We start from the raw sequence: 26,172 nt of genomic DNA on the forward strand, positions 1-26,172 counted from the left end.
ATGGTCGCGCATATGATCGCCCAGCGCCATGCTAATCGCATGGCCTTTCCATTCGTAAGCCGCGATTTTACAGCCCGGCTCTCCGGCGGTTAGCCCTTAAGGCTGTCGGCTTGCCCCGATGCTGGGGCCGATGGTTGCGAAATATGGCAAGATTTTTTCGTCAAACTATACTTCGCACAATGAGAAATAATCGCCAAGAAGAAGTATTACCGAACAAGCTCGCGAATCTTGTAGGCGACTTCGGTTCGGTTCGTCGCATTTAGCTTCTTCATGATGTTGCGAATGTGCACTTTGACGGTGCTTTCGCAAAGATCCATCTCATAGGCGATGATCTTGTTTGCCTTGCCCCGCCGCAGCGCTTCCGCGACCACGACTTCGCGCGGTGTAAACAGGCTGTCGAGGCAGCAATTTCGGCTGGCCACAGGGGCGATTGCTTCCTTGGCCGCCAGCAGGCTGCTTGCCGGCACGAAGACACCGCCCGCGCGTGCGAGCGCCACAGCTTCCGCGGCAACCTTTATTCCGACGCTCGTCGGGATGTAGCCGCGCGCGCCGCATTCCAGCGCATGCAATAGTTGAGCAAGCTCATCGCCGTCTGCCCCCACGATCACGGGGCTAGTCTGGAACCGTTCCACCAAGGCACAGATCTTGGCACTGACGTCGGCATCGGAAACCTTGCGTCCGCCGATCATGAAAAGCACGGCGGATGGCAATACTTCCATATTGCGCATGTGCCATTCGTCCAGCGACCCGACGGTAACGATATGCAGGGCGCTGTCGCACTCCGTCAAACTCTTCGATAGGCACTCGCGATCCAGCGCGCGGGAATCGATGAGAAGGATGTAGTCTTCCCACTCATCGATATCGGCCGCGATAAACGGCTTCAAGGCGTCGGATGTCCGAACTGAAATGATACGTGCGCCCGGTTCTGCGATGAATTTGTCACCTGTGAGCGATTGTCCAATCATGGCCGCTGTCCCCAACTCTAAATTTTGATTTTGTATTTTTTGCAACTTCCTCAGTATTTACTCGATTTAGAGAGCATATAATCCGTTTGAGTCGAGGCTTTTCTTCGTTTTTCATCTCGGTCCCCTCTATTTTAGATTTATATGAACGTATTAATTGCTTATTTTTCCCTCTGGTGCATTAACATATGTTAATATTGAAGTGAAATATTAAACATAATAGTAGTTTTAATCTCTATTTATAATGGAGGCCAAGCACCACTCAAATAACGGTTGTGTCAAAATCGGACTCGTCGAAGTCAACGAGATCCGCCAGACGCGCGCGATCGAGAAAGGCAACGATACCGTTGCGGAAGGACAGCAGGCCGGCTTCACGCATGTCCCTGAGTACACGATTTATGTGCACCGTCGATAAACCGACGGCATCGCCAATATCTGCTTGGGTCAAAGGACAATCGAAGTATTCGGAGTTGGCACAATCCCGTGAGATGCCGACACGAGTTCCAAGCTCGAGCAGCATGTAGCCGGTTCTCTCGAGCGCATCGCGCCGCCCGATATTGGCGAGCCTCTCCGACATGCGCACCTGATGCCGCACCAATTCGGCAATGACAATACGATAGAAGTATGTCGGCGCTTCGACTTTCGGAAGCGCGGTGAAATCTGGGAAAGCCGTCACCGTCACATTGGTAATCGCCCGTACGGTCTCGCGTGAAAGCGCTGCCAAGGAAGTCGAAATCATATCGCCGCGCAGCACGAATTCCGTGACGAAGCGAGTACCGTTCGGCAGCATCTTGCTGCTTGCAGCCCACCCGTTCAGCACAAAGAGAAGACGCGGCATATCGTCTCCATAGCCGCAGATCTCACTCCCCGCAACGAAGGTTCGTGCGACACCACCGAGGCTTCGAACATACTCAATCGGAATCTGTGCCGCCATGCCGTCATCCCCTCGACGGAAGACCATATCCAGAATGTTCCGCGGACCATCTGAAATTATAGTCTTTGCGAGTTCAAATCTCTTAGTACCATAGAAAATCCGTAGTGTCTCCGATGTAAATCAATCTTTGGTATTTCTGGAAGCTCCATCACTCTCGCGGACCCGCCTCATATGCTTCTTGCGAGATGGTAATATTTCGGACTAATTACTTAATTTATAATATAAAATATAGAAATATTTTGCGGTAGGCATGCTATACTTGAAGCGCAGGATATTGATCACTTTCGATCAGGTGCCGACGCATGTTGGAAACTCCGGCTCGCGCCTCCGCAACTGTCAGATGATGTCGAAGGGCTTCAATCGTCTCCTTCTGGGCTGCCTTCAGCAGCAGCACGACATGCTCTGGTGGTGGCGATGACTCCTTTATGAAATAGGCCTCGCGCCCGACAGAATTGAAGAATCCCTCGACCTTTTTGTCCCAACCCAACCCGACATGCGGGATCCTGAGCGCATAGGCCGCAATGCAGGCGTGCAGCCGATGAGCCAGAATTACATTCATAGACTGTATTGTCTCTATCAGATCCACCGGAAGTCGCGGTCGTCCGGAAACAGTCAGAGTGCCGGCAGCAATGGCACGATGCTTGGCAACCGAATTGCGGATGCTCTCCGCAAAAGCCTGATCTTCACGGGCTCCATTGCAGAACAAGACGACGCGTTGGCCGTCATCCAGAAGTAATCCGATCAAATCCCTATAAGCGGCTATACTCGAAAACGGTATGCCGGAAACCGTGGCACGACCATGTCTCCGGAGGATCAGTGGGTTGGTGATACATAGGCCTATGGTCATTGGGTCCGTCGGCAGCGAAACACGCTCTCCAGGAGTTGATGAAGCTTGAAGCAGCAACCCGGGATCGCGCGCGATTTTGGCGCTCGGTCCCTCGGGAAAGTGCTCGGACCAGGCATCCTGCGCAAAACCATCGCGCACGGAAAGATGGACAAGACGCGTCTGCTTCAATCGTGCAAAGAGATGATAGGCCGGCTCCGACCAGTGGTTGCTGACGCCGACTGCGTAAATCGCCAGCGGGCGATCGTGTCGGGAGACGCAGTCAAGCACTGTGCCGATCTTCAGCGGGAAATTCAGGTCGTCGTCCTGAAACAGATTGCCGCCACCGATCACGACAGCATCGGCGGAGACGATCTTATCCTCCCACTGCGCGCGGAGCTTGTTCAGGCGGTGTTCGAGCGCGGCGCGGACAAGCCGCCGGCGGATGACTGCGGGTAGCCAGCGTAGCAGACCGAGCGCGAGGCGCCTGCGCCTGCCATGGCCTGCGGCAAAGGCCTGGCGTCCCGCAAGATCGATCGTCTCCACTTCGATCCCGCCCCTACCGCTCGCCAATGCAAGTTCGACACATTCGGCGAGCAATCCGTCGCCTAGATTTTCGCTATATTTCACATTGAAAACAACGATTTTCATCGAAGTTCTCCAGCGATACGCAAACTGAGGCCGGATTTGGCCTCTGTGTGCTGAGCCTTGACGCCGAATGCGGCAATGCCCCCTGCGAGGATGTAAAACATCAGCCCGATATCATACACGGTACCAGAGGCGATCGCAGAAACGAGAACGGTGACGAGCCCGGCCTTGGCGGAGCGCACGATCGCGGCGGTCTCTCGCGACGGATACGGGAAACGCCCGTCTGCCGTAAGCAGCCGGCTGACGAACACTGTAAAGAGCAGCGTGCCGAACAGCCCGACATTGGACAGAAGCACGAGACCGAAGCTTGATGCGCGGGCGCTTCCAAGGCCGGCACCGAAGCCATTCGTGTCCAGGAAAGCCCGATAAGCCATGGCGTTCCACATGAAGCGCTCGCGCCCGGACTGACTATCGGCTTTGGAGAACAGCATTTCGTCAAGAAAGTCGTGCAGACCATGGGCCAGATCCGGCATGACAATGAGAACGAAGAAGATGGCGAGCGGCATGCTCGCCAGAATGGACACAATCAGGACGGGCCGTCCCGCACCAGGCTCGCGACGAGCCGCCAGAAATGACTGCAGGCTGAGAAAAGGCAGGATTGCGGCGAGCCCGACAAGCGCGGTCGCTGACGTCGACAGGATCAGCGCCACCACTAGCAAGCCCGCGAAAGTGCCTGTGATGGTCGAGCGTATACCGCTGAGCCACAGGCTGGTGACTATGGAAAAGAGGACGAGCGTGAAGTCGGCGAATGCGGAGGCTTCAGGAAAGGTTCCCGAAATGCGCTTCAATCCCCCCTTCTCGGCATTGGTCAAAAGTGCGTAATTGGCCGTCCGCACGAAGCTCAACAGCGATTCCGTATGGGTGAAATGGGTGATTATGTCGGCAAGTGCGAAGCCGAGATCGACACTCGAGACGATCAATATCCCTTTGACAAAGGTAGAGGGCATGGCGTCACGCCGGAAAAAGGCGAAGGTAGCGATGAAGCAGATGAGACCGCCGACCGCGTAGACCGATTGCGTGATGTTATTTGAGGAGAAGCGCAGCGGCACCAGCGCAATGAAGCTGTGAGCGCTTACCGAGCGCTCGACAGTCATTGTCTGCGTCATGCCCTGGAACATTCGCGGGAAGAAAATCGCTGTAAAGATTCCGAATGCGGTCAGAAGCAGCAGGAAGAACCCCGGGCGCCAGGGAATCAACGCGGCGAGAAATGGTCCCTCCCCATAAGCTGCGAACAACCGAATGGCGAAGAACACCAGAAATAAGCTCGGCACGAGCACTGACGCGCCGCCGAGACCCGGCACGCTGAAGGCGGCAGCCGCACCAAACACGGTCGACTGGATCATGATGACAAACGACCATCGGACAGGCGTCATCAACGTCACAACACCAACGATCAGTGTTACAAGCCCCATGACATTCATTTTTAGGTAATCCAGCCGCTTTGCGTATTGCTGTCGCAAGCTACCACGTCGCCCATGCAGCTGTATTTCCGCCTTCTCTAAGCCTTTTGGACGACGCATCGGCCGAAGTCAGTCCTATACCATAGGAATTATGGCGTTCATGTTGGCTTGCATGGATCACGTCTTACCAACCTGCCGTGCTCGATGCATGACCAGCCGCCGAGCGCTTCTTCACGCGTCGGTTGCCACGGCGCTCGTTGCCATCTGCGATGCCAAGATGGCATATGCCGGCGATACCGGCGATGCGCTTGATGTCGATAACATGACGTTGACCTTTCAGGATCATTTCGACACGCTCAGCATCTCTGCCTGGGGACCTGGCACACGCTGGATTGCTCATACGCCCTGGAACGGCGATTTCGGAGGTGCCCGCTTCTCAGATCCGAGCGGCGAGTTCCCCTTTGCAATACAGGACGGGATGCTGCGCATCACCGCCGCGCGCGATGGCAAGGGCTTATGGCGCTCAGGCCTGATCGCATCCGTCGATGGTGACGGAAATGGCTTCGCCCAGCAATATGGTTACTTCGAGATGCGTGCGCGGCTACCTGATGGGCCGGGCGTGTGGCCGGCATTCTGGCTGATTGGCAAGGATCGTTCCAATGCCACTGCTGAAATAGACGTGATCGAATATTATGGCGATAAGCCTGGAGGCTATTCCTCGACGGTGCATGTCTGGCATCGCGACGGCCGGCACGATTCCGACTATTCCCGCATCAAGGCGTTCTCCGTGGCAAACCCTGCCGACATGCATAGCTATGGCGTGAAAATCGATTCAGACTTCATACGTATGTATTTCGATGGAAGTCTCGTGTGGAAAACCAAAGTTCTGCCGGAGCATCGCCAGCCGATGTATATGCTCATCGATCTCGGCATCGTCGACGGTATAACGAAGGTCGCTGCCGCCGACCCATCCTTTATGTTTGTCGACTATGTCAGAGCCTACCAGTTCCGGTAGGCGCTTCATCATCATTGCCTCGGCAACTCATCTCGGCCTGCCGCATACCTATGCGCGGCAGATGCAAGCATTCTCAAACCGATCCTCATGGCGTCGCGCGTAATGCTTTCGGTCGAGTTGCGCTGGCCGCATCGAACCTCTCAGACGAAATGGCTACGCTCCGATCCGACTTACGACTTTCGATGGTGAGAACAGTTATCCCAATGATCAACTGGTGCTTTTGCCACAGCGTGAAATTCTGCGGTGGACGATGAAGCATCTCGCATCGCGTCGTCGTCAGTCGCAGGACAACCAGGAGAGCGATAATGATCGACCGCGAGGCTCAAGCAGAAGTAGCTGGCCCAGCAAGCCTGCACTACGATCGCAATCTTTGCCTTCATGAAATGCTGCGCAGCCAAGCTAGCGCGGCACCGGAGGCGACGGCCCTCGTCTTCGGCGACACCCGCATCAACTATCGCGATCTTGATCGCATATCCGACGCGCTCGCACAGTACCTGATCGGCGCCGGCGTTCAAAAGGCCGATATCGTCGGCCTCTTCCTGCCGCGAAGCGTCAATGCGGTCATCTGCACCCTGGCCATTCTGAAAGCCGGCGGCGCCTATCTTCCCCTGGATCCTGCATTTCCGGTCGAGCACCTCGATTTCGTTATCGCGGAATGTGCTCCGAAGGTCGTTTTTGTCGACCCCGCCTATGCCGACAAGCTGGCAAGCGTGCCGAGCATGAGCGGTCAGGTCATCGAGGCAGATGCCTTGATCGCCGAGATGGCGCGCCAAACTGGGACTGCCGCACCCACCGTGGAGATAACGGGCGGCGATCTCGCCTATGTCATGTACACCTCTGGCTCGACCGGGCGGCCCAAGGGCACGATGATCTGCCATCGCAGCATCGCCAGGGTTGTCCTGGACCAGACCTATATCGATTTCCGTCGCGATGATGTCGTTCTACACACCGCCACCATCTCCTTCGACGCTTCGACCTTTGAAATCTGGGGTGCGCTTCTCAATGGTTGCACATTGGCGATCATGCCCGACGCCGATTTCTCCATTTCGCGTCTGACAGACTTCATGCGGGCAACGGATGTGAGCATCTCCTTCCTCACGACAGGACTGTTCAATCTCTTTGCCGACCATGGCCACGCATCCCTGCCGAGGCTTCGGCACATTCTCTTCGGCGGCGAGGTCGGCTCGGCTGTTCACGCCCGACGCTTTCTGGAGCACCATCCTGGTTGCAGGCTCAGCAATGTCTATGGGCCGACCGAGACGACCGTTTTTGCCACCGCCTTCCCGGTCTTGCCTAGCTTTTCCGGCCCGGAGCTGCCGATCGGCAAGGCTATTGCTCATACGGGGATCGCGATATTGGACGAGGAGCTGCGCATCCTTCCTGCCGGCATTGAAGGTCAATTGGCGATATCGGGCGACGGCCTTGCCATCGGCTATTTCAAGCGGCCTGAGCTGACGGAGCAGAAATTCGTGACTGTCGAGACCAAGGATGGCAGGACACGCTTCTATCTGACGGGCGACGTGGCCTGCCTGAAGCCGGACGGCACCGTCACCTTCAAGGGGCGTCGCGACCGGCAGATCAAGATCAACGGCAAACGCATCGAGCTCGATGAAATCGAAGCCGCGCTCAGGCGCGATCCACGCCTTGCCGATGGCGTCGTGCTTTGCCATACGCAGGGCGAAAACCTGAAGCGCGTCGTTGCCTATCTGTGCCCGAAGGAGAGCCATTTAGGCGCGGGCGCCGACCTGGCGCAAGGCGTCATGGCGACGCTGCGCGCCGCTCTTCCGGCCTACATGATCCCGAATGCCGCGGTCATCGTGGACGCCTTGCCGCTGACACCGGCGGGCAAAGTCGATCGCTCGAAACTGCTGCCTCCGCCGATCGAAGCCCAGACACGGCCAACGGACACCAGGAGCCTGACTGAAGAGCTGCTGACGACCCTGTGGCAAGACGCATTGGCTCTCGAAAGCGTCGATCTCGACAGGAACTTCTTCGACCTCGGCGGCACCTCCCTGCAGCTCTTGGAGATTCATGCCGGCCTTGAAGAGGCGCTCGGTCGCGCGATCGATGTGGTCGCGTTGCTGCGTTATCCGACAATTCGGGAACTGGCGCTTCATCTGGATGGGCGCACGCCAGGCCCGACACGCATTGCCGCCGCCGCTCAGCGCGCAGCACTTCAGAAAAAGGCTATTTCTCATATCCGCAGGAGCTCTCTATGAAACGGAATCACCAGGAAAACGGCAAACAGCGTGATTTCGAAGACAATGAGGACCTGAGCGAGCAAATTTCCGGGCAAATAGCCATTGTCGGCATGTCCGGCCGCTTTCCCGGCGCTCCTTCGGTGCCGGCGCTCTGGCAGCTTGTGCTCGAGGGAAAGAACGCCTTTTCGCTTTTCTCGCCGGATGAAATCGAAGACGCATTCACCGACGAAGAGCGAGCGCAGCCGAACTATGTCGCCGCAAGGCCTCATCTGGATGGCGCCGACATGTTCGACGCGGAATTCTTCGGCATGTTTCCGCGCGAAGCTGCGGTAACCGATCCGCAGCATCGGATCTTCCTCGAAATATGCTGGGAGGCGCTTGAAGACGGCGGCTACGATCCTCAGCGCTATGCCGGCCTTATCGGGGTGTTCGCCAGCTGCTCGATGCCGACCTATCTGATCAACAACGTCCTGCGTGACCGCGCAAAGGCCGAGGAGTTCACATCGAACTACCAGGTCGGCTGCTTCCACGAACTGGTCGGCGCGCTCAACGATGCGCTGGCGACCCGGATCGCCTATAAGCTCAATTTGCGCGGGCCTGCCTTTACCTTGCAGTCGGCATGCTCAAGCTCCCTCCTCGCCGTTTCGCAGGCGTGTCAGAACCTCCTCACCTATAGCTGCGACATGGCTCTTGCGGGCGGCGTCTCGGTCACCATTCCGCAAAAGAGAGGCTACATCTACCAGGAAGGTGGCATGGCCTCGCCCGACGGGACTTGCCGGCCGTTCGACGCCGACGCCGCCGGCACGGTCTTTGCAAGCGGTGCAGGCGTCGTCCTGCTGAAGCGCCATGAGGACGCCCTGCGGGATGGCGACCACATCTATGCGGTCATTCGCGGCTACGGCATCAACAATGACGGCAGCGACAAGGTCGGCTTTACGGCGCCGAGCGTGGAGGGGCAGGCGGAGGCGATTGCCACGGCCCTCGCCAATGCCGGCGTCGCCCCCTCGAGCATCGGCTATATCGAGTGCCACGGCACCGCGACGCCGCTCGGAGATCCCATCGAGTTCACTGGATTGACGCGAGTCTTCGCGGATGAAGCACCGGGGGCGGCCAGCTGTGCGCTTGGCTCGGTCAAGGGCATCATCGGCCATACCGACGTGGCAGCGGGCGTTACGGGGCTTATCAAGACGGCAATGGCCTTGCGTTGCGCCAAGATCCCGCCGATGCCCAATTATCGTCAGCCCAATCCGCGTATCGATCTCGAAAAAAGCCCGTTCTACATCCCGACAACAGCGAGCGCATGGCCGCAGGGACCGGCACCACGAAGAGCCGGCGTCAGCGCCTTTGGCGTCGGCGGCACAAACGTTCATATCGTTCTCGAAGAGCACCCTCACCCGTCGACGACGTCGAAAGAGGTGGAGGGCCACTACATCCTCCCTCTTTCGGCGCGCAACAAGCCGGCCATCGCGGAGATGCGGGCAAATCTGAGCAATCATCTCGCCGAGAACCCGAGGCTTTCGATAGCGCAGCTGGCGCACACGCTGCAAACGGGACGGCGCGAGTTCGGTCATCGGTTGGCCATTGCCGCCGGAAGCGTCGAGGAAGCGATCATCAAGCTGACGACGGACAGCCATCAATCCCTTGTCGCTGCCGACCAGCCCCCCGTCGCATTCATGTTTCCCGGCCAGGGCGCCCAATATGTCGGCATGGGCGCCGGGCTTTACCGCTCCGAGCCGGAGTTTGCCCGCTGGATCGACCGGGGTTCCGAGCTTCTGAAAATGACGCTCGGGCTCGATCTACGCGACTATATCTGCCATACCGGCCCCGTGACGCAGGCTATCGCCGATGAGCAGCGCGAAACGCGGATCGCCCAACCCTGCCTCTATCTTGTCGAATATGCGCTTGCCCGATTGTGGCTCAGCCGCGGCGTCAAACCGTACGCCATGATCGGACATAGCGTTGGCGAGTTTGTAGCCGCCACGCTCGCCAACGTCATTTCGTTTGAAGACGGCTTGCGTCTCGTGGCCAATCGCGGACGCCTGATGCAGCATCAGCCGCAAGGAGCGATGGTGTCCGTTCGCGCCGACGCCGACACGACGGCTTCCCATCTGCATGGCGCCGTCGAGATCGCGGCGATCAATGCGCCGAAGCTCTGCGTCATTTCCGGCCCCTTTGGCGACATGGATAATGTATGCGCGGCACTTGCCGCCGCCGATATAGCCTTCAGCCGGTTGCATACGTCGCACGCCTTTCACTCGGCCATGATGAAGGACGCAGCTCTCGCGCTGCGCGAAGAGACGGAGAAAGCGACCTACGGCACCGCGACCCTGCCCTTCATCTCAGGCGTCACGGGCGACTGGCAGACCACCGAACTGGCGACATCGCCCGATTACTGGGCCATGCATTGCCGTGACGCTGTTCGCTTCGCCGACGGTCTGGCCACGCTTTGCCGCGACCGCAAGCCGGTGCTCCTTGAGGTGGGGCCGGGGCGCACGCTGTCGGTCTTTGCCGCACAAACGATCGCAAGGGACGGCCTTGCCGCCGTCGTCCAATCCTTGCCCGAACATGATCGAGCCTCCGCGGCCGCCGAAACCCTGGCCGAAGCACATGGCAAGCTGTGGATGGCAGGCTGCCCGCTCAATTGGCCGGCCATTCCTTCGCTGGCGCAGCAGCGGTTGGCTTTGCCCACCTATCCATTCCAGCGGCAGCGCCATTGGATCGATGCGCCGCCATCCGCGCGACGCTCATCGACGCTTCGGGCGCACGCCGAACCGAACAATCCTCCCACAACCGAGACCTTAGTCTCTGACGTCAACATCACCGAGGAGAATCGCGCGATGAATGTTGCCTCACCAATTCCAGCCTCCAACCGCCTGCCGCAATTGGAAACCACGCTTCTGACCCTTTTGAGCGACATGTCTGGTGAAACGCTCGGGCCGGATGAAAGGGCAGCGACATTTCTGGAGCTTGGCTTCGACTCGCTTTTCGTCGGCCAGTTTGCGCAACGCATCGAGAAGGACTTCAAGGTCAAAATCTCTTTCCGGGAATTGCTGAGCGATATTCCCTCTGTCGCCGATCTGGCAGCCCATCTTGATCGGCAGATGCCACCGGATGCGATAAAAGTGGCCGATCCGTTGCCAGCCGCCTCCCCCGTTGTGGCTGCCCCGATGCCGCCCATGCCGCTGCAGATGCCGACCGTGTCCCCTGCTCCACAAGTCGCATCGATGCCGGCTGCGGCATCGGATCTCGCTACCGTGATGCAATCCCAGATCCAGATGGCGCAATCGCTGTTTTCTCAACAGTTGCTGATGCTGCAAGCCATGCAAGGCGGCACTCAGGCACCCCTGGCTCCGAGTGCAATGCCGGCCGCGCCGGCTTCGCCGCCGCCACAGCCTGCTGCGCCAAGCAAACCCGTCTCCGTTGCCACAGCCGAGGGCGATTTCGGCACCGAACGTATCAAGCTCTATCGCCCAAATGCCAAGAGCGTGACGTCGGAGATTTCCCCCGCCAAGCAGGATTTCATCACCGCTCTCACCAAGGCCTACGAGACCAGGAACGCCAAATCCAAGGCATTCACGCAGGAGCATCGCGGCCACCTCGCCGATCCACGTTCCGCGTCGGGCTTCCGGGCTGATTGGAAGGAGATGGTGTTCCCGATCGTCTGCGACCATTCCAAGGGCGCCTATATCTGGGATGTCGACGGCAACCAATATGTCGATCTGGTCAACGGCTTCGGGCAGACGGCCTTCGGGCATGCGCCGGACTTCGTGATCGACGCGGTCAAAGATCAGGCCGACCGTGGATTTGCCATCGGCCCGCAGACGCCGCTTGCCGGCGACGTCGCAAAGATGATTGCGGAGATGACCGGCCACGAGCGGGTTACCTTCTGCAATACCGGTTCCGAGGCTGTCATGGCTGCAATGCGGATTGCCCGTGCGGTCACCGGCCGCGATCGCGTCGTGGTCTTTGCCAATGACTATCACGGCCAATTCGACGAGGTCCTGGTCAAGGGCCGCAACAACGCCGACAAGCCGATCGCCCTGCCAGTCGCCTCGGGCATCCCGATGGCCTCCGTGTCGAACATGACCGTCCTGCGTTACGGCGCGCCCGAAAGCCTCGATTTCATCCGTACCAATGCAGCCGATATAGCGGCTGTCGTCATCGAGCCGATCCAGAGCCGTCATCCCGAATTGCAGCCGCGCGAGTTCGTCCTGGAACTGCGCGATATCGCCACAAGATCCGAATTTGCCCTGGTCTTCGATGAGGTCGTCACCGGCTTCCGTGTCGATCCGGGCGGCATGCAGGCGATCTGGGGCATCAAGGGCGACTTGGCGACCTATGGCAAGGTCGTCGGTGGCGGAATGCCGATCGGCGTACTCGTCGGCAGCGCGCGCTTCATGGATGCGCTCGATGGCGGCTATTGGGCTTATGGCGACAGCTCTGTCCCCATGACGGCTCCGACGTTCTTTGCCGGCACCTTCGTCCGCCATCCGCTGACACTCGCCGCTGCCAATGCCGTGCTGCGCCATATCAAGGGAGACGGATCCGTCCTTTATAACCGCGTCGCCGAGCGAACGGAGGCGCTGGTCGCAGAGATCAGGGCCGATCTTGCCAGGCGCGGCATCGGCGATGTCGTTCACGGCTACAAGAGCTGGTTCGCCACCGACTTCTCCAGCCAGGATCCGCTCGGTGCGCTCTTCTATGCCCAGATGCGGCTGAATGGCATCCATATACAGGACGGCTATCCCTGCTTCCTGACAACAGCCCATACCGAAGATGACTTCCGCTCCATCGCGAAGGCCTTCCATGACAGCCTGGATGCGATGCAGGCGGTCGGGATATTCACGGTCAAGGAAGTGCCAACCCTATCTGCAAAGCAGACGCCGGCGCCGGCCGCGCGGCCCCAATCCGCACCGCTGACGGAAGCGCAGACGGAAATATGGCTTGCCGCCCAGGCGGGTGACGAGGCCTCCTGCGCATTCAACGAGTCGTTTTCGCTGACGCTGGAGGGAAAGCTGGATGAAAAAGCCATCCAGAAGGCCTGCGACACGGTCATTGCGCGCCACGACGCGTTTCATATTCGCTTTGACCGGGGCGGCGAGCATTTCCAGTTCATTCCTGACTTCAAGCTCGATCTGCCGATCCTTGAAGGCGTCGATGAGGAGGGTCTTGCAGAGATCGTCGAGGATGAGGCGCGCACGCCCTTCGACCTGATCAACGGCCCCCTTGTCCGCGTCAGCATCGTCAAGCTGGCTTCCGAAAAGCACGTGCTGGTCTTTACGGCCCATCACATCATCTGCGACGGCTGGTCGATCAATACCTTTGTCGAAGAACTGGCCGCGGCCTACGAGGCCTATAGGGCGGGCAATGTTCCGGAATTTCAGCCGGCGCTCTCCTTTGCGACCTATTCGACGGATCTTTCTCCCCGGCCGGAGAAATGCCAGGCGACGGAGCAATTCTGGCTCGATCAATTCAAGACGGTTCCCGATCTTCCCGACCTGCCGCTGGATCGCCCGCGCCCGGAATACCGCAGCTTCGCAGGCGGAAGCTGCACCGGCTACATCGATGCCGAAGTCTACAAGACGCTGAAGAAAAAAGGCGCGAAATCGGGCGCCACGCTGTTCTCCACCCTGCTTGCGACGCTGCAGGTGATGGTGTCGCGATTGTCCGGCCAGGACGATATCGTCATCGCCATTCCGTCAGCCGGTCAAAGCCTGCTCGGCGACCAGATCCTCGTCGGTCATTGCGTCAACTTGCTGCCGCTGCGCCAGGTTGTATCGCTGGCTGAGCCGTTTTCAGCCCATCTGAAGGCAACGCAACAGCTGGTCTTCCAGGCCTTCGAGCACCAGGATTACACATATGGTACGCTCGTGCACAAACTGGGCGCCAAACGCGATCCGCGGCGCCTGCCCCTGACGGAAATCCAGTTCAACCTCGAGCGCATGGCCGGCGGATCGTCGTTTGGCGACCTCAAGCCGACTATGGAGCCGAACGCAAAGGCCTTTTCCAACTTCGATTTGTTTTTCAATATGATCGAGGCGCCTGATCACATCCGTATCGATGTCGACTACAATGCCGATGTTTTCGACCGCGCAACCGTGGAGCGGTGGATCGGTCACTTCTCGACGCTGGCAGCAGCCTTGGCCAAGGATATGGATCACAAGGTCGGCGAACTGCCGCTGCTCTCAGCGGAGGAAAAGTCCTGGTTGGCCGACGATCTCAATCGGACGGTCACGCCCTATGATCACGATCAATTCGTCTTCTCGCTCTTCTCCAAGCAGGCAGCCGAACTGCCGAACGCTGTCGCTGCCCAACATGACGGCCAGTCGATCACTTACGGCGAGCTGGAAACCCGCTCCAACCAGCTCGCTCTATACCTCCAGATGGCGCTCCCCGATCCCGGCCAGCGCATCGCAATCCTGATCGAACGCTCGCTGAACATGATCGTCGCCCTTCTCGCAGTCATGAAAGCAGGACATACCTATGTGCCGATGGATCCAGCTCATCCGGAACCGCGCCTGCGGCAGACCCTGGATATAGCCCGCATCGGCGGCCTGATCTGCGACAGCGACGACATGGCCCAGCTTGCCGCCTCGGACACACCCGTTATCCGGCTCGATCAGGATGCCAAGGCGATCAGCTCGATGACCGGGCTTCCTCTGAAGACCTTGCCTGTCGATACGACCGCATCTGCCTACATCATCTTCACCTCCGGTTCGACCGGCATGCCGAAGGGCGTGGAAGTTTCGCATCGATCCCTGACGAACTTCGTTCTTTCCATGGGCAAGGAGCCCGGCTTTAGCGCAAAGGATACGCTGGTCGCGGTCACGACGATTTCCTTCGATATCGCCGGACTGGAACTTTATCTGCCGTTGATATCGGGCGGAAAGGTCGTCATTGCCAGCCGCGGCCAGGTCCAGGACGGTTTTGCGCTCGTCAAGCTCATTTGCGACCATGACGCCACGGTATTGCAGGCAACGCCAACGCTTTGGCAGATGCTGGTCGAGGCCGGGCTGAAGGATCGGCGGTCGCTGAAGATGCTCTGCGGCGGCGAGCCCCTGCCTAAGGAACTGGCGCGTTCCCTGCTTACGATCGGCGGCGAACTTTGGAACATGTATGGACCGACGGAAACGACGATCTGGTCGTCACTGCAACGTATCACGGATGCCGACCAGCCGATCACGATCGGCCATCCCATAGCCAATACCCAACTCTTCATTCTCGACCAAAGCGAGAATGTCGCGCCGGTCGGCGTTGTCGGTGAATTGCACATCGGCGGCGACGGGCTTGCTGAAGGCTATTTCGATCGTCTCGATTTGACCGAGAAGGCCTTCGTTCCGCATTGCTTTGCCATCGGCAGGCCGATGCGTCTTTACAAGACCGGCGATATCGGGCGGCGACTGGCGGATGGTTCCCTGCAATTGCTTGGCCGGCGCGATCAGCAAGTCAAGCTGCGCGGTTTCCGCATCGAGCTCGGCGACATAGAGGCCGTCATATCCAAGGCGGACGGCGTGCGCCAATGCGCGACCGTCGTTGCCGAGAACGCCAAGGGCGATCGTTCGCTGGTCTGCTACATCGTGCCGAATGCAGGCGGCAGCGATATCCCGGTAGCTAATCTAGCGGCACATGCCAAAGCCAATTTGCCGGCGCATATGGTGCCGAGCTTCTGGGTGATGGAAGCCGAACTGCCGCATACCGCCAATGGAAAGCTCGACCGCAAGACCTTGCAGCAGCGCGGCGTGCCGCAGCGCGAAGCCGCACCAACCAAAATCCAACCGAAGACCGAGATGGAACAGCGATTACTGGCGATCTGGCAGGATGTGCTGAGCCTTAGCGATATCGGCGCCGACGACAATCTCTACGCGCTCGGCGCAGACTCGCTTGCCATATTCCGGATCGCCGCCCGCATACGCGACAGCGGCTTGCCTTTGGAAGCAAAGCACCTGTTGCGCCATCCGACGATCGCCGCGCTGGCGGCCTTTGCTGAAAGCCAAGGAGAGGATTTGTCCGACACTGTTCAGCTGCGCATACCATCACTACGAGATTTTCGTAACGGCGCTCGTCGCGGCCTGGGGGCATCTCTATGAGTACTGTTGACAATAGTCCAAGCGGTCCGTTTGTCGAACCGCAGATTATCGGCGAATTTCCTTGCACGCAGACACAGTTGCGCTGCTGGATCCTCGATCAACTCAACCCCGGCAATCCGGCTCTCAATGTCGCGGTCCGATGGGAAATCCGAGGAACCTTCAAGGCCTCGACCCTTGAGGCGGCTTTCCGAAAGGCTATTCAGCGTCACGAAATACTCCGAACCCGGTTTATCGAAAGGGGCGGCCAGCCGTTCCAGCAGGCCGTCAGCGACGTGAATTTCAAGATGTCGGTGATCGACCTTCGCGGCATGCCGCTGGAACAGCGCCAGGCAAGAATCCTGTCGATCGGCGAGGAGACCGCCCAAGCGCCGTTCCACCTCGACACGCCCGGCCTATTCCGGGTGACCTTGCTGATGGCTGAAAATGAGCGCGGCTTCCTGCTGATCACGGCGCATCAGAGCTGCTTCGACGGCTGGTCCATCCGCGTTCTCGGACGGGAGGTCGGTGAAATCGCGGCTGCGATCGATGCCGGACGTGCACCCGTCCTGCCAGAATTGCCGTTGCAATACGGCGATTACGCTCTCTGGCAACAGGAATATTTACAAAGCTACGGTTTCGAGACGGAGAAGGCCTTCTGGCGAGAGACGCTGCTGGGCGCTCCTTATTTCGAAGTCAGCCCCGATCGCCCTCGCGGCCAGGTCAAGACCAATCGCGGCGACATTCTTGCCATCCCGCAGCCGCCGGCCTTCACAGATCGTATGGACGCCGCAGCGCGGGCGCACCGCGTTTCGCAATATAGTTTTGGAGCGGCGGTCCTCAGCGCGGCTCTCCACCGGTTGACGCAGGCCCAGACCGTTCTGTTCGGCTCGCAGATTGCCGGCCGCGAACACAGCGACCTGGAAGACATGATCGGCGTATTCATCAACAACCTCGTACTGCGCTTCGATTTTCGCTCTGACGTCAGCTTTGCTGAGCACATCCGTTCCGTCAGCGGGACGATCGAAGGCGCACTGAACCATCAGCGTATGCCGTTCAACAAGCTTGTCGAACTCGTCAACCCGGTGCGCGATCCGGCGCGCAATCCATTGATCTCGGTCAATTTCAATCTGCAGAAGGCATTTCTCGAAGACCACCGTTATGGCGGCTTCGAGCTCATCAGCTCGCCCTCCCAATCGCCCGGCGTCATCTACGATCTGAGCTTCATCATGATAGGCCGGCCGACCGGCTGGCGCATGTCGATCGAATACAATGCCGACCTGTTCGACGCCAGCACGATCGAAAGCCTCCTGGAGCTATGGAGGAATGCCTATGAAATTGCTCTCGATCACCCTGAGGCGCCGCTTTCTTCGCTCGTTGCGCCGAACCGGCACATGGCGGCTGCCGCCAAGGCTGCGCAGCTGGATGGCGCCATCACAAACAAATCGCCGCCGGATACGCGAATGGAAGCGCTTGCTGAGCTGTGGAAAGAGATCCTACAGGTCCCGCAAATACGCCCGGATGATGATTTCTTCGCGCTCGGTGGCCATTCGCTTCTCGCGCTCCGACTACTATCGGAAACACGCGCAAGATTCGATGCAGCTCCGACATTGCAGCTTCTATTCAAGCAGCCGACGTTTGCGGGCTTTGCAGCGGCGATCTTCAACACCGAAGAGATCGGGAAGCCACCAGAAAAGGTCGTAAACCCGTGGGAATTGATCGTCTGCAAGCACGGTGCTGGTACGGGCGCGGTCTATACGCTCAACCATCCGTTTCTCTATTATCGCCTCGCCAATGAGCTGCCGGACGCCATCTCGGTGTACAATGTCAACATGTTCCATGCCGATTTGAAAAACGGCCTGGACCGCCTGAAAATCGAGGATATCGCCCGCCTTGCGATCGATGCCATGCAGGTCGACAAGGTAGCCGGACGTGTGGCCGTGGTCGGGCTCTGCGTCAACGGTGTCCTTGCGATGGAAGTCACGCGGCAGCTGCGCGAAAGAGGCATAGATGTCGGCGTCACGGCAATCATCGATGCATGGGCTCCGGGCTATTTCGCGTCCTTGCCGAAACGGGAGCAAGCACGATGGAACCGAGAGCGGCGGCGTAAGCGCCTTGCTTACTATACCGGAAAACTGTTGTCCCGGCGCATTCGGCTGATCGACTATCTCAAGCAATTCCACCTCTCCCAGTCGCTTCTCACCAGGTTTGGCGTCAAGGCGGGTCGCTACTCACCCGAAGAGGAAGCAAACGGGGCCGTTACCAAACTGCTGATGACGGCGGCACGCCATTACAAGCCGCCTCAAATAAAGGATCCCAGCGTCGTGCTGCTGCGAAGCAGCGCCAACCACCCTCGCGCCCGCCAGTTACTGTTTGGATGGGGAGATGCGATTGCCAGCGATTGTTCGGTGGTCGACGTTGATGGCTGGCATGAAGATTCGCTGACCAACAGCGGAATTCGCGGCCTGGCGTCGTCTCTCTCCGGAAAGCTCTCCGGCAGCTAGAGCTCATCCCATGAGCCAGCATGAAGCCAAGCTACAGGGGGAACGGCTATGAACAAAACCAAGCCATTGAGGGTAGGCGTTCTCATCGCGCGCGGGCGAGCGCTCGAAAATTGGGAACTTATGATCCTCGATCGCATTATCGCGGCTCCTTGGCTGGAGTTGGCTGCCGTATTCGCCCATTCGCATGCGTTTGGGGACAGCAAGGTGTCGAGGCTGTTATCGTGGGGCGCGCGACTGGAGGCCAGTACACTTGCTCGTCAACCTGCCTATTCGCCAAAGCACTTCAGTAGCCGCCACCATTTTATCGATGTCTACGATGCAGGCAACGACAAGACCTGCGCCGCCGACAATATCACTGCGGCATCGTTGCGCCGCCTGAAGCTCGACCTCATCATACGCATGATTCCAACGAGCATAGGCGACGAGACAATCGCCGCCTTGCCGTTCGGGGAATGGGCCTTCAATCTCTCTGATCGGCGATCCGTCGATGCGGATTGGTTTGGCTACGCCGAGGTTCTTGCCGGCGCTTCCACAGCCGACCTGGTCCTTTATGCGAAGTGTGGCGGTAGCGCCGACCGGCTGGAGATCGCCCGGGCGGCATTCAACATCAAACCGAGCGCGGCGAGATTGAGCGCCTTCGTGCGGGAGCGAAGCGTAACGCTGCTGATGCGCGAACTGGCGCGGTTGGCCGACAATAGGCGCTTCAATCCGTCCGCCTTCGTCGACGAAGTTGGCGCGCATGCGCCATCGCTCGGCAATCTCCTTCGTTACGGACGCATCGTCGCAGGTTCAATCTCACGCAAGGCGTTCAGGTCGATCAGCGCGAGACTCCGTGCCGACTCCGCGATTTGGACTCTCTATACCGGTCGCGGTCACATCGGTGACTTCGATCCCAGCAACGCCGTCGAAATTCCGCCCGCCGACAACAGCATCAAGGCGGATCCGTTCCTGTTCCAACATCAGGGTAAATGCTATCTGTTTTACGAAGCCTATTCCCGCGGCGACCGCAAGGCCCATATCGCGGTCGGCTGCTTCGACGGCGACGCGCTCACACGGGTCGGGGTCGCATTGGAACGCCCCTATCACCTTTCCTATCCGTTCGTATTTCGCGATGGCGATGAGATCTTCATGATACCGGAAACGCATCACGCCAAGCGCCTGGAGGTCTGGCGCTGCTGCGAGTTTCCGCTGAAATGGGAGCTCCATGCCACGGCCTTCGAAGGCCAATCGCCGGCCGACAGCGTTTTGATCCGCCACGGCGGCAAATGGTGGCTATTCACCAATCTGTCCGATTTTCATGCCTACGAAGATCACTGCAGCGAGCTTTATCTATTCGAGGTCGATGGCCCGGCCCTCAAGAACATAAAGCCCCACAAGCGGAATCCTGTCGTTATCGGAAGCACGCACGCCCGCGGTGCTGGTCGCATCCTCGAGCATGAGGGCAGGCTCTTGCGCCCCTCGCAGAACAACACGCACGGCATCTATGGTTATGGGCTCAATATCATGGAGATCGAGAGGCTTACGACGGACGATTATCGCGAGCGCCGCATTCGCACGATAACGCCGGGCTTCAAGGCGGGTCTCTACGGCTGCCACCATTTCGATGCGACCGACGGGCGTTACGTCCTCGATGCGAGATTAACCAACTGACCTATGCCCTCGTTGCGGTAGCGCAGGCATACGCGGTGTCCTCCGGTCGAGGCAACGACGGCGCCGGCAAAGTTGATCGGCGTTTCGAGCTCCAGGACGACCCAGTTTGCGGGTGCGCCGGTATCCCCCTCCAGCCGCTCCAGTCGCGATTCAGCCGACCTGTCGAAGGTCACGTCGAAACTGTCCAGGGGCAGCGACAACCCCGCTCCGTGAGCCTTGATGAACGCTTCCTTGCGTGTCCAGCACCGATAGAAGCCATCCATGTAGCGATCTGCCGGTAGAGATCGAAGCGCTTGGTATTCCCGGCGGGAAAAGAACCATTTTGCAATGTCTTCCTTCAGGAAACGAACTTCCTCGATATCGATGCCGAGTTCGTAGCGGTCAGAAACGGCAAGGACTGCCAGATCTGCGCTATGGCTGAGATTGAAGTGAATGGGGTAAGCACCGTAAGCCTGCACGAAAGGCTTTCCGTTGTCGCCATAATCGAAGCCTATCGATCGCGGTGAAATTCCGAGATAACGCCCCAAAATGATGCGCATGCCGGTCCTGGCAGCGATAAAGCGCTGCCTGTCTCGATCGTGGACGAAGCGGATTGTCCGAATGCATTCGTCAAGCGACAGCAGCGCCGCAGACGTGCTTAAATCGGGCGGCGGCATGTCCAACTTCCAACTCCAAACATCGATGGTGTCGGGCCCGATACTTTCCATGCTAGACCGTCGCGTAATAGAGGTGGTCGTTTCTCGGTTTTGCCTGCCGCGACATTCGCCTTGCCATGTAAGCGACTAGCGCCACGGGGTAATTCTCCCCAAGACTGATCCGGCAACTGCGTTTCAGGATATCGAGGGTCTGCGCGCAGATATCCGGCGTGTACTCGATCTTCCGATCCGTCCAGAGGAAGGGGTTCATCGCCGGATGGCCGGTGCGTTGCTGCAGAACTGGCTGCCAGTTGGTATAGACATGGCGGCTGGAATCGAAGAGCCGATAGACGCCGCGCCTGTTTTCCTCGGCAAATCTCTTGGCCTCCTCCGATGTTTCGAAGATGACGTGAAGTCCCGCAGCGTTGTTGACATCGTTGTGCGGGCCGACAACGAGGTTCGTGTTCTTGGAGAAGATCTCGCTCATCACATCGTAGCGTTCGCGCATGCGGGCGATCATGGGATCGAGCTTCTTCAGTTGCACGTTCAGCATAGCGCCCTGGATCTGACTGGCTTTGAAATTCACTCCCAGCAGAGGCGGTTCATTGGCATTGTCGAGATGCCCGCGAAACATGGATCCAATATCGTGGTACATCCGGGCACGCGCAAACAGCCGCGCATCGTTGGTCACGACAGCACCGCCCTCACCGCAACTTATGTTCTTGAATTGATTGAAGCTGAATGCGCCGGCATCGCCGATCGCGCCGACACGCTTGGTCTTGTAGCGCAGTCCGACAGACTGACAGGCATCTTCAATGACTAGGAGATTGTTCTCGCGGGCAATCCGCATGATGCTGTCCATGTCGCATACCATATTCGACATATGCACCGGAATGATCGCCCTCGTCTGCGGCGTGATCTTGCGCAGAATATCTTGCGGATCCATGGTCAGCGTGTTGTCGATATCGACCAGAACCGGCACCGCACCGGCTGCCAGCGGAGCCGCGGCGGTTGCGATCCACGTGTAGGCCGGCACCAGCACTTCATCGCCGGGTCCGACACCGGCAGCGACCAGTGCGGAAATCAGAGCTCCGGTCCCGCTGCTCATGGTGAGCGCATGGCGAACGCCGAACTTGGTCGAAAAATCGGCTTCGAAACGTCCCAGTGGGCCACCGGTCTCGTCGCTGTAACGCGCCAATTTGCCAGAGGCAAACACCGGCGCGAGCGCCAACCATTCCCGCAACCCCACCTTGGCCATAATTTCGCTCCCCCGGAAAATAGGCATTTGATGAAGAGCCTATCGCGTGATTACCGCATTTTCAGCATGGACTTCCGACTAAAAAGAGCAGCGGAACCGGCCAGAGCACCTATCCGAAATCGGTAGACATCACCCCTGCCTATGCCAATCGAACAATTATCCGCGCGCCCGCGATGCTGGTAGAAAATGGGAAAGTGGGTGGGAAAACGATCATGATTAGTCGCGACTTGAGATCTATGCCGCATGGCATTGAAATATATGCCGATATTGCCATTGTCGGCGGTGGTCCGGCTGGAATTGCGATCGCGCGCGAGCTCGCCGATACGCGGATACGCGTTCTCGTCATCGAGAGCGGCGGCCACAGCTACGAGGCCGAAACTCAAGCGCTAAACTCTGTCGAAAACATCGGCCAGCCCTTCGTCTCGCGGAATGCCTTATCCGAAGGGCGGGGCTACGGCGGCAGGCTGGCATGGCTGAACGATATTCCGGCATTTGAGCTGCGAAACCGCCTGCTTGGCGGCAGCAGCCACACCTGGATCGGCAAGTGCGCCGCCTTTGACGAGATGGATTTCCGCAGTCGGCCCTGGCTGCCGCTTTCCGGCTGGCCGATCGAGCACAGTCAATTACTGCCGGCTCTTGACCGAGCCGGTAAACTGCTGAACCTCGGACCCAATCGCTACGACGAAAGCCTCTTTGCCCTGCTGCATTCGACGCCCGACGATCTTGGCCTGGATCGGCGACTGCTACGGCCGTTCTTCTGGCAGTTCAGTCATATGCGCCAATCACGCGCCGAGCCGACACGATTTGGCCGTCTCGCACTCGATATCACGGCGGCGAACATAGATTTTCTCACGCATGCAACGGTGACCCGGATCAACGTCGACAGCCATGGCCGAAGGGTAACGTCCCTCGATCTCAGGAGTACGGCAGGCCGGAGCGCAAGCGTCCATGCGAATACCATTATTCTTTGTGGCGGCGGTATCGAAAATGCACGCCTCCTGCTTGCGTCGAACTCTGTGCTGCCCGCGGGTATCGGCAACGGATACGATGTCGTAGGGCGCTATCTCTGCGACCATCCCCGCACGTCGCTTTGCAGCTTCACCGCGCGCGCCATCGGCGCCGTCGCGCGGCACTTCAATTTCTATGGCTTAAACCATGAAGGACGAACGCAATTTTATCTGAGGGGTCTTTCCTTGAGCCCGGAAATTCAGGCGCAGGAAGGCCTGACGAATTGTGCCGCTTATCCCGTTCAGGTCTACGCCCCGGACGATCCCTGGGCGGCGCTTTGGCGGCTGACGAAGGGAACGACCAAGACATTCAAGGCGGATCTGTTGGCCGTCGCGAGATCGGCGGATATGGTCACCACGGGGCTTTACGATCGTCTCGTGCGCAAGCGCGGTTTGCCGCATCGGTCGACCGAGTTGCGCTTCGACGTTATGGCAGAACAGCAGCTTGATGCCGAAAGCCGTATCACCCTCGCCGAGCAGCGTGACCGGTTCGGTCAACCTTTACCGCGCATCAACTGGAAGATTGGCCCGCGCGAAATTGACAGCGTGAGACGGCTTGCGCTGGTCATCTCCGACGAGTTCGCCCGCGTCGGGCTGCCGAAACCAAGGCTGCCGGACTGGATCGCAGCGGACGAGGCTGCCGCCTCCGTATTCATGGATATGGCCCACCCTTCTTGCACCACGCGCATGGGAGCCGATCCGCGAACAAGCGTCGTCGACGGCAACGCCATGGTTCATGGCATCGAGGGCTTGTTCATTGCAGGCAGCTCCGTATTTTCGACGCCCGGCCATGCCAATCCGACCTTGATGCTGCTGGCCTTGGCGATCCGCCTAGCCGATCATCTCAAGCAACGGCATACGGCCGCGCAGTCGCACAAGCCGCCCGTGAGCGAACCGGACCTCTCTCTCCAGCAAGGCTAGTCAAGGCGAAAACAAAAACCGGCACTCTCGCAGCGACCCAGCTCGGGGTAAGTGTCGATCGAATGCGACAGCGCGAAAATGGACCCGCGATCGACCTGTCTGTCGCCGGCGAGCCTCGCCATATCGTTCATGAAACCGGCTAGCCTAGCTTGCGGGCGGCGACATGACGGCCTCAAAGGTGGCGCGGGCGCCCATAAACCGTCGTGGAAAGGCGATCGATGAGTCAGCCGTGTCGTGTAGGGCGAAGGGGAACAAGCCCACAGGCGACCGTCTACGCGGCTCTCTTGAGGGAGGAGCGCGTGCGGCCGCACCACGATGAAAGGGACCACAAAGAAGTTGTCATCCTGCATTTCCCCATCCGTGCCTATCCGATCGTCGCCGTCATTGCCTGACCGACAGGACGGAAACCGTGCCGCCGCCCATCTTCTTCAGAACAAGAAGCGTGCAGACATAGATGGCGCCGCCCGCCACCACTTGCAGCAGCACGGTCAACACGCGCTGAATATTGAGCGATCCTGCAAAATAGCCGAGCCCGTAAACCGCTGCAGCCATCAGCCCGACTGCGACCGCAAGATAACCGCTCTTGCGCATCACCTCTCCCCAGCCAAGCCCCCCGTAGTATTTCTGCAGACGCATCGACGTCAGAAAGGCGACCAGGGAGGCCGCACACTGCCCCCACGCCGCAGCAACGACGCCGAAGGGGGCGAGAAGCAGGATGAGCGTGACGGAAACCACGGCATTGAACAGCAAAGTGGGAGGCATGCGCCTGATATTGCCAGACAGGGACAATAGGGCCTCCGTAACATAGCCCGGCATGAGCAGAACTTGCTTCATCGACAGGATCGCAACGAGAGCCGCCGCAGGCGCCCATTTTTCGCCGAGTATGATGTCGATCAGATCGGACGATATCAGTGAGAGGCCGAGATAGATCGGCGTGGCGATTGCCATTAGAACCATCATGAAGAAGGTGGCGGCCGAGCCGATGTCGCGAACCTGCCTTCCATCGGACCCGGTCGGCAATGCCGAACGGCGGAACAGCGTCCAGGCAAGCATCCGTGCCGGCTCGCCGATAAGTTCCGAAAACGCCGCGACGATGCGTTCTGCGACCCGAAAATAGCCTGCCTCCGTAAGCCCGAGAAAGCTGCCGATCGCAATTGTTCCGGAATAGGAGCGCAGAAAGAGGATCAGCCGGTTCGACAGAATGTGACTTGAAAATCCAAGAACCTCGCGTGCGAAAGGCCAGGTCAGGCATAATCTTGGGCGCCAGGCGAGCACGGCTGCCGAACCGGCAAGACAGATCAATTGCGAAGCGAGTCGGCCGGCGGCAAGCGAAAAGACGTTCCACCCGAGCCAAAGACCCACTATCGTCACGCACAGGCCGGTAATCTCGCTCGCTATCCGGATAATCGACTGCTTGCGCAGCAGGCCGCGAGCGACCAATAGTCCCTCGTAGACCGCATAGAGCGACGAGGGCAAAAACCAGCAGCTGAAAAGAGCCAGGAGAAGCGCTTCGTGCGGACGGTGGAAAAGGAACCATGCGATGGCGGCGCCAGATGCCCCGATGATTGTCACGAGCACGCCGGCGATGATCGAAATCGTGCCGATCTGATCGAGCTCCGAGTCGCTACACTCGGCCTTCATCACAAATTCGCCCCACCCGCCTTCCGCGATCACCACCAGCATGACCACGATAGCGGAACTGAACGCGTAGAGGCCGAATTCAGCCGATTCCAATGCGCGCGCGGCGACAAGGAAGATCAGAAGCTGCACGGCCTGCGAGACGATTTTCGAGACGAGCGTCGATGCTCCGTCGCCTATGACCGTCGGCATACGGGAGCTAAGCCTATGTTTTAGACTGGCCCAACCGGCACCTTTGAAGCGAGGCGATAGGCTGTCCATCAGCCGAACGCCGTGAAAGTTAGACGCAAGTGAAAACTCGTCTTTACGCTCCTTGGTTGATAATTTCTGCCAATGTACAGCATGTAACTGCGCAATGCTTTGCAGTCTTGCACTCGATAATTGGTACAATGCTCCCATTCGGGACACGATTCCGTGCAATAAAATCTTGCCTGTGGATGGGGAAAGCTGGAGCTGGACGTTGTTGTTTCACAGACGTTATTGTTCTGGACACTAGAGTCGCATCTAAATTCT

14 protein-coding genes are annotated in these 26,172 nt (G+C 58.8%); 7 read left to right on the plus strand and 7 right to left on the minus strand.

The window, feature by feature from the left end; genetic code table 11:
- Positions 1 to 206: 206 nt before the first annotated feature.
- The 4 genes from RHSP_RS27280 to RHSP_RS27295 all read right to left on the minus strand — a co-directional run bounded on the left by RHSP_RS27280 (position 207) and on the right by RHSP_RS27295 (position 4,788).
- Positions 207 to 965 carry a response regulator transcription factor gene (locus tag RHSP_RS27280; protein ID WP_004126430.1) on the minus strand — a complete coding sequence of 253 codons (759 nt, stop codon included), beginning with the start codon at positions 963 to 965 and terminating at the stop codon, positions 207 to 209.
- 259 nt (positions 966 to 1,224) lie between these two features.
- Entirely contained in the window at positions 1,225 to 1,896 is a 672-nt protein-coding gene (locus RHSP_RS27285; protein WP_004126432.1) for a Crp/Fnr family transcriptional regulator, read from the minus strand.
- Positions 1,897 to 2,149: 253 nt separating this feature from the next.
- Positions 2,150 to 3,370, minus strand: a complete 1,221-nt coding sequence (locus RHSP_RS27290) for a polysaccharide pyruvyl transferase family protein (protein ID WP_004126434.1) — start codon at positions 3,368 to 3,370, stop codon at positions 2,150 to 2,152.
- A complete protein-coding gene (locus RHSP_RS27295; protein ID WP_037154806.1) occupies positions 3,367 to 4,788 on the minus strand; it encodes a hypothetical protein in 1,422 nt (473 codons plus the stop codon). The genes RHSP_RS27290 and RHSP_RS27295 overlap by 4 nt, the downstream gene beginning before the upstream one ends.
- A 187-nt stretch (positions 4,789 to 4,975) precedes the next feature.
- Between RHSP_RS27295 and RHSP_RS27300 the strand changes: the two genes are divergently transcribed.
- The 5 genes from RHSP_RS27300 (at position 4,976) to RHSP_RS27320 (ending at position 20,200) form a co-directional block, all read left to right on the plus strand.
- Positions 4,976 to 5,782, plus strand: a complete 807-nt coding sequence (locus tag RHSP_RS27300; RefSeq protein WP_004126437.1) for a glycoside hydrolase family 16 protein — start codon at positions 4,976 to 4,978, stop codon at positions 5,780 to 5,782.
- A gap of 305 nt (positions 5,783 to 6,087) precedes the next feature.
- Positions 6,088 to 8,001: a non-ribosomal peptide synthetase gene (locus tag RHSP_RS27305; RefSeq protein WP_004126439.1), complete on the plus strand. Its 1,914-nt coding sequence runs from the start codon at positions 6,088 to 6,090 to the stop codon at positions 7,999 to 8,001.
- Entirely contained in the window at positions 7,998 to 16,070 is an 8,073-nt protein-coding gene (locus RHSP_RS27310) for a hybrid non-ribosomal peptide synthetase/type I polyketide synthase (protein WP_004126441.1), read from the plus strand. Before RHSP_RS27305 ends, RHSP_RS27310 begins: the two co-directional genes overlap by 4 nt.
- Positions 16,067 to 18,550 (plus strand): condensation domain-containing protein, encoded by a 2,484-nt coding sequence (locus RHSP_RS27315; RefSeq protein WP_004126448.1) that lies wholly within the window; start codon positions 16,067 to 16,069, stop codon positions 18,548 to 18,550. Before RHSP_RS27310 ends, RHSP_RS27315 begins: the two co-directional genes overlap by 4 nt.
- Before the next feature lie 48 nt (positions 18,551 to 18,598).
- Positions 18,599 to 20,200 carry a glucosamine inositolphosphorylceramide transferase family protein gene (locus RHSP_RS27320; RefSeq protein ID WP_004126451.1) on the plus strand — a complete coding sequence of 534 codons (1,602 nt, stop codon included), beginning with the start codon at positions 18,599 to 18,601 and terminating at the stop codon, positions 20,198 to 20,200.
- On the opposite strand, the gene RHSP_RS27325 is transcribed toward RHSP_RS27320, so the two are convergent.
- Together RHSP_RS27325 and RHSP_RS27330 are read right to left on the minus strand one after the other, a co-directional pair.
- Positions 20,170 to 20,856 carry a 4'-phosphopantetheinyl transferase family protein gene (locus RHSP_RS27325; protein WP_157385449.1) on the minus strand — a complete coding sequence of 229 codons (687 nt, stop codon included), beginning with the start codon at positions 20,854 to 20,856 and terminating at the stop codon, positions 20,170 to 20,172. The genes RHSP_RS27320 and RHSP_RS27325 overlap by 31 nt on opposite strands.
- A gap of 52 nt (positions 20,857 to 20,908) precedes the next feature.
- Complete coding sequence (locus RHSP_RS27330) at positions 20,909 to 22,093, minus strand: DegT/DnrJ/EryC1/StrS family aminotransferase (RefSeq protein ID WP_004126457.1); 1,185 nt, start codon at positions 22,091 to 22,093, stop codon at positions 20,909 to 20,911.
- A 212-nt stretch (positions 22,094 to 22,305) separates the two neighbouring features.
- Here RHSP_RS27330 and RHSP_RS27335 point away from each other — a divergent pair, with 212 nt between their 5' ends.
- Together RHSP_RS27335 and RHSP_RS34920 are read left to right on the plus strand one after the other, a co-directional pair.
- Positions 22,306 to 24,021: an FAD-dependent oxidoreductase gene (locus tag RHSP_RS27335; RefSeq protein ID WP_051074157.1), complete on the plus strand. Its 1,716-nt coding sequence runs from the start codon at positions 22,306 to 22,308 to the stop codon at positions 24,019 to 24,021.
- 218 nt (positions 24,022 to 24,239) lie between these two features.
- A complete protein-coding gene (locus RHSP_RS34920) occupies positions 24,240 to 24,413 on the plus strand; it encodes a hypothetical protein (RefSeq protein ID WP_157385450.1) in 174 nt (57 codons plus the stop codon).
- Here the strand turns inward: RHSP_RS34920 and RHSP_RS27340 are convergent.
- Entirely contained in the window at positions 24,403 to 25,851 is a 1,449-nt protein-coding gene (locus RHSP_RS27340) for an oligosaccharide flippase family protein (protein ID WP_240535531.1), read from the minus strand. The genes RHSP_RS34920 and RHSP_RS27340 overlap by 11 nt on opposite strands.
- Positions 25,852 to 26,172: the final 321 nt, after the last annotated feature.

The sequence above is a fragment of the Rhizobium freirei PRF 81 genome (assembly GCF_000359745.1).
Classification (GTDB): Bacteria; Pseudomonadota; Alphaproteobacteria; order Rhizobiales; family Rhizobiaceae; genus Rhizobium; species Rhizobium freirei.